Genomic DNA, 4,610 nt, shown 5'->3' on the forward strand with positions numbered 1-4,610 from the left:
TCACATAAACATCGGCCTGATCCTGAAACTCTACTACAGCATAACCCGCATCGGTAAATAACCGACCAATAGTTGATGTTTCAGAGAAATTTAGTTTACAACCTAATGTATAAAATGCGACCTTTTTCATTGAGGCTGCAAAGATAGGAAATTTGTTCGGAGTTGTTGGTTTTGAGTTTTGAGAACTGACAAATTACAGACTATAAATTGTTTGGAACGCATATAGTAGTACCATCCTTTAAACGCAACTCGTGCATTCCTTCAGGGCAGGCTCTTTTTTTACAGCCAGACAAACATATGCCTGAAACTAATAAAACGACTATAATAAAGCTTAATTTTAGCATGGGGGTATCGGCTATTTAATTTGAATTGTATAGTTTAATGCATTCTTTTACGGCTTCAAAGCTATAACTATCATCTTTTTTGAATTTCTCTAAAAGTTCTGGTTTATCACTTATTAAGTTGTATAACCTATCTTTGCGATCATTGCGAGAACCGAAGATATGGTTGCTTTTTACCTCAAACAGTTCTCCATTTTCTTTACTTGCATACCAAACAATATCAACCTGATTATTACCACTCTGTCTGTAATATTCGAACAAATCAATTTTGCCTTTAACCAATCTTTGTAAAAAGTCAGGGCTTCTTTTGTCGGGACGTACTTTAACAAGATAATTTATCTCTTTTTCTACCTTATAAAATTCTTTTGTCTCGCGCATTGGGATCTTATTAAAACTGGTGCCTCCTTCTGGCTTGAATCTATAAAAACCAATAAATTGTTTTTTTATTTCACCTTTTAAAGTGTCGTTTTTTGAATTAATCAGAAAATCCTGCTGGGCCTTAACCTGAGAAAAAAAAGGGCATAACATTGCGCAGCATAAGATAGAGCGTAAAAATAGTTTCATGAGTTTGATTTAAATCGGTCAAAAATATTTAAACTTTGGCAAAATACCAATTACTGCTCCTGCCACCGATAACTTTCCTGCTCGAAACCTGCCAGGTCTAACACCCGGCTAATTACCGTACCGGCAACTTCTTCTATTGTTTGAGGCAAACTGTAAAAAGACGGATTGGCCGGACAGATGATTCCACCCGCTTCGGTTACGGTTTTCATATTGTTGATATGGATTAAACTGAACGGGGTATCTCTTACTACAGCTATTAATTTCCTGCGTTCTTTTAACACAACGTCTGCTGCCCTTGAAATCAAATCGTTCGATATTCCATGTGCTACCCTACCCAAAGTTCCCATAGAACAAGGAATAATAATCATGGTATCGTATTTTGCCGACCCTGAGGCAAAAGGAGCATTAAAATCGTTTTTGTTATAAAAGGTAAAGTCTTTAAAATGGTTATAATCCTGGTTTCCCAGTTCGAATTGCCAAACCGCTTTTGCATTGTCGCTCATCACTACACCAACAACCTCAATCTGATCTTTTAATGTTAATAACCGATCAAATAAAACTTTTGCATAAATAGAACCGCTGGCCCCTGTAACCGCAACAATCACTTTCTTTTTCATCATAACACAAAAATAGTTTTTCTAAATCCATTAAAACAAAAAAGGGCCAGAACATTGTTCTGACCCTACATCTACCTATGAAAAACATACCCTCGAAAGGGTAAGAACAAATATATATAAATTTTTAAAAAAATTTAAGCAAGAAATGTTAAATCGCTTAAATCAAACATTTAATTTAAAAACAAAACATAAATAACTGATTACCAGATAAATAATTTTAAAGAAAAAATACATAAAAGCTTTTTTTCTACTTAAAAAGACATCATTTTCAACAAATTCTCGCTTAAGATTGTCTTACAAATCAGTCACAAACACCAAGTAAGGTCCTACTTTATAATTAGGCTACTGATTTTTACACTTTTGACTTTACAATTTTTTCATATTGATATAACATAAAATCAATTCGATTGCATAAAAACATTCTGGCGATTTTACAAATATAATCTCGAATGAATGCTCTTTCGTAACTGAAGAGCAAACGAAATATTATATACCATTTTTTATACTCCCTTATATGTATGAATGTTTAACGATAACAGACCAGCGACTAAATACTGAACCACAACAACTTACAATCAAACAGAAAAACATCACACTTACTATTTATACCGTTCTGTATGATAAATATTATATCATCCTTACAAATCGGTTGGTGATTAGCTGCTTAACGATTATATTTGAAAAAGTGTCAACTTAAATTTATGATAGATTTAGCCTCTCCATTCTTAAAAGCACTGTTAAAACACTCTAAGAACCCCATAATTATTTTTAAGGTAAAACCGATATTGGTGGTGGTAGAACATAACGATGCTTACCAAGCTTTAATTGGGCGGATTGGTGGAAAATTAAAATTCTATGATATTAACATTATCCCAAACCTCCTGTCTGCTACTGAAAAGGTACTTCTGATTAAAACAGTTCAGAAAGTAAGTGAGCTTAAAGCAAAAGCTACACTGGTTATTCATCCCATCTATTCTAACTCGCCAAATGTAAAATGGGAATTGGAATTCTCGCCGGTATTACAAAACGATCGCCCGGTTGAATATATCATCTGTTCATTAAGGGAAATTCCGTTAGATGAAAATGACCTTGAGCATATTTTATTTGAACTTTCAGAAAGTGAAGCACGTTTCAGAGGATTTTTTGAGCAGGCCCCTCTGGGCATGTGCGTATTAAAAGGTCCGGAGCTTATTACAGAATATGCAAACGATAATATATTAAAACTTTGGGGCAAGACAAGGAAAGAAGTAATCGGGATTCCACAAGAAAAGGCACGACCAGAGCTCGAAAAACAACAAGCACTTGTAGCCCATGTAAAAGATATTTTTAAAAACGGCCAACCCTTAACAATCAATGAATTAAAAATTTCGACACCTATTTCAGACGGTTATTTTATAGCTTTTTATGAGCCGTTAAAAAATGATAAAAATGAAGTAAGCAGAATTTTAGTGATTATCAAAGATATTACGGAGCAGGTAAATTTTAAAAAAGAACTACTTAAAGCTAAAGACATTTTAAAAATAGCCATGGATGCATCAGAAATGGGTTCATGGAATATCGATCTGGAAAGCAAACAGATACTTTTATCGGAAAGGGCACAACAAATTTACGAACTGGAAAATAACAGGTTGGGTATAGAAGAAGCCAAATCATTGATATCTATGGAAGACATCGGGCACCTTACCAGTGGCATCAGACGTGCATTACACCATCGAAATGCTTTTAACATCGAATATCAGATTAATCTGAATGGCATAAGCGCTAAAAGCAAATGGTTAAGAACAGCAGGAAAAGCCTATTATAACGAACAAGGAAAAGCCGTTTATATTGCCGGAGCTGTTTTGGATATTACAGAACATAAACAGGACGAAATTAGAAAAAACGACTTTATCGGTATGGTAAGTCACGAGCTTAAAACTCCATTAACATCGTTAAGTGCTTATGTACAACTTTTACAGCATAAATTTAAAGAAACGGATAACGAATTCACCATTCAGATACTTGACAAGGTAAATGTTCAGTTAAAAAGAATGTCGTTAATGATTGATGGCTTTTTAAATGTATCCTTACTTGAAGCTGGCAAAATTTTATTGAACAAAACAAATTTTGACCTAGTTCATTTGATTAAAACCATAGCTGAAGAAAATAGAATTGTTTTACCCAGCCATTTCATCCAGGTGATTGGTACGGAAGAAATGATTGTAAATGCCGATATGGAGAAAATCGGCAATGTGATCACTAACCTGATTGGAAATGCAGCGAAATACTCAAAAAAGAACTCTTTAATTGCGATAAAGTGCGAAACACAAAAGGATTATGTAGTTGTTAGTGTGGAAGATGAAGGTATAGGCATTGGGGAAAATGATATACCCAAACTTTTTGACCGCTTTTACCGCGTAGAGAGCCCCGACACTAAAACAATTGCAGGATTTGGTGTTGGCCTGTATATCTGTGCCGAAGTAATTGAAAGACATCAGGGAAAAATTTGGGCAGAAAGCAAATTGGGTAAAGGTTCTACATTTTATTTCAGCTTACCCGCTGCAAATGACCTATAATAATGTTTAACATTAATTTACTTTGGGCAAGTGAAACTAACCTCTTATTTCTTCCATTTCTAATTTAACATTAACCGCTACCAAACCACGTTTGTGTAATTCTATTTCAAAAATTATTTTCGAATTTATATTAATTTGATCAGATATATTATCTAATTGAAAGTGAATATCCTGGCCATTTTCGTCAATAATGATTCCGTGTCCATATTCAAAGTCAATTTGAGTAACGTCTCCCTTCCTCATATCGCCCATTACAGAATATTTTTTATAAATAACAGACAATTATAGTCATTTTACGTATAATTAAAGATACATAAAATTATTTTTTTGTATAATTATTAATATTTCTTACACCTTTTATGATTACTAAAACGAATTAATAGAAGAGAATGAACGATTTTGACGTTATTTTAATTATGATTGAAATGTTATTTTTTTTTCAAACAGCTGGTTTACAAATTGTTATTACAAATAAAAAAAACTATTTTTATTGAACCAAATCGAGCTTGTGCGTGTTATTAACTGAATTAATC

General features: G+C 33.4%; 5 protein-coding genes. 1 reads left to right on the forward strand and 4 read right to left on the reverse strand.

Annotated features, from left to right (window positions below; all coding sequences use genetic code 11):
* The 3 genes from AC1DND_RS20315 to AC1DND_RS20325 form a co-directional block, all read right to left on the reverse strand.
* On the reverse strand, positions 1 to 130 hold a 130-nt coding region (locus AC1DND_RS20315), incomplete at its 3' end, for a hypothetical protein (protein ID WP_477584400.1).
* 229 nt (positions 131 to 359) lie between these two features.
* Complete coding sequence (locus tag AC1DND_RS20320; protein ID WP_477584392.1) at positions 360 to 905, reverse strand: hypothetical protein; 546 nt, start codon at positions 903 to 905, stop codon at positions 360 to 362.
* Between the two features lie 50 nt (positions 906 to 955).
* On the reverse strand, positions 956 to 1,525 hold the full coding sequence (locus tag AC1DND_RS20325) for a UbiX family flavin prenyltransferase (RefSeq protein ID WP_477584394.1): 570 nt from the start codon (positions 1,523 to 1,525) through the stop codon (positions 956 to 958).
* A 698-nt stretch (positions 1,526 to 2,223) separates the two neighbouring features.
* On the opposite strand from AC1DND_RS20325, the gene AC1DND_RS20330 reads away from it, so the two are divergent.
* Complete coding sequence (locus AC1DND_RS20330; RefSeq protein WP_477584396.1) at positions 2,224 to 4,077, forward strand: PAS domain-containing sensor histidine kinase; 1,854 nt, start codon at positions 2,224 to 2,226, stop codon at positions 4,075 to 4,077.
* Positions 4,078 to 4,113: 36 nt separating this feature from the next.
* Here AC1DND_RS20330 and AC1DND_RS20335 read toward each other — a convergent pair whose 3' ends face one another.
* Positions 4,114 to 4,359, reverse strand: coding sequence for a hypothetical protein (locus AC1DND_RS20335; RefSeq protein ID WP_477584398.1), 246 nt, complete (start codon positions 4,357 to 4,359; stop codon positions 4,114 to 4,116).
* Positions 4,360 to 4,610: the final 251 nt, after the last annotated feature.

It is taken from the genome of Pedobacter sp. 01N416, from assembly GCF_056399685.1.

Excerpts from the sequence above, each read along its gene's own strand:
- AC1DND_RS20330 (WP_477584396.1), top strand. The coding sequence starts at position 2,224 with ATGATAGATTTAGCCTCTCCATTCTTAAAAGCACTGTTAAAACACTCT.
- AC1DND_RS20320 (WP_477584392.1), bottom strand. The coding sequence starts at position 905 with ATGAAACTATTTTTACGCTCTATCTTATGCTGCGCAATGTTATGCCCT.
- AC1DND_RS20325 (WP_477584394.1), bottom strand. The coding sequence starts at position 1,525 with ATGATGAAAAAGAAAGTGATTGTTGCGGTTACAGGGGCCAGCGGTTCT.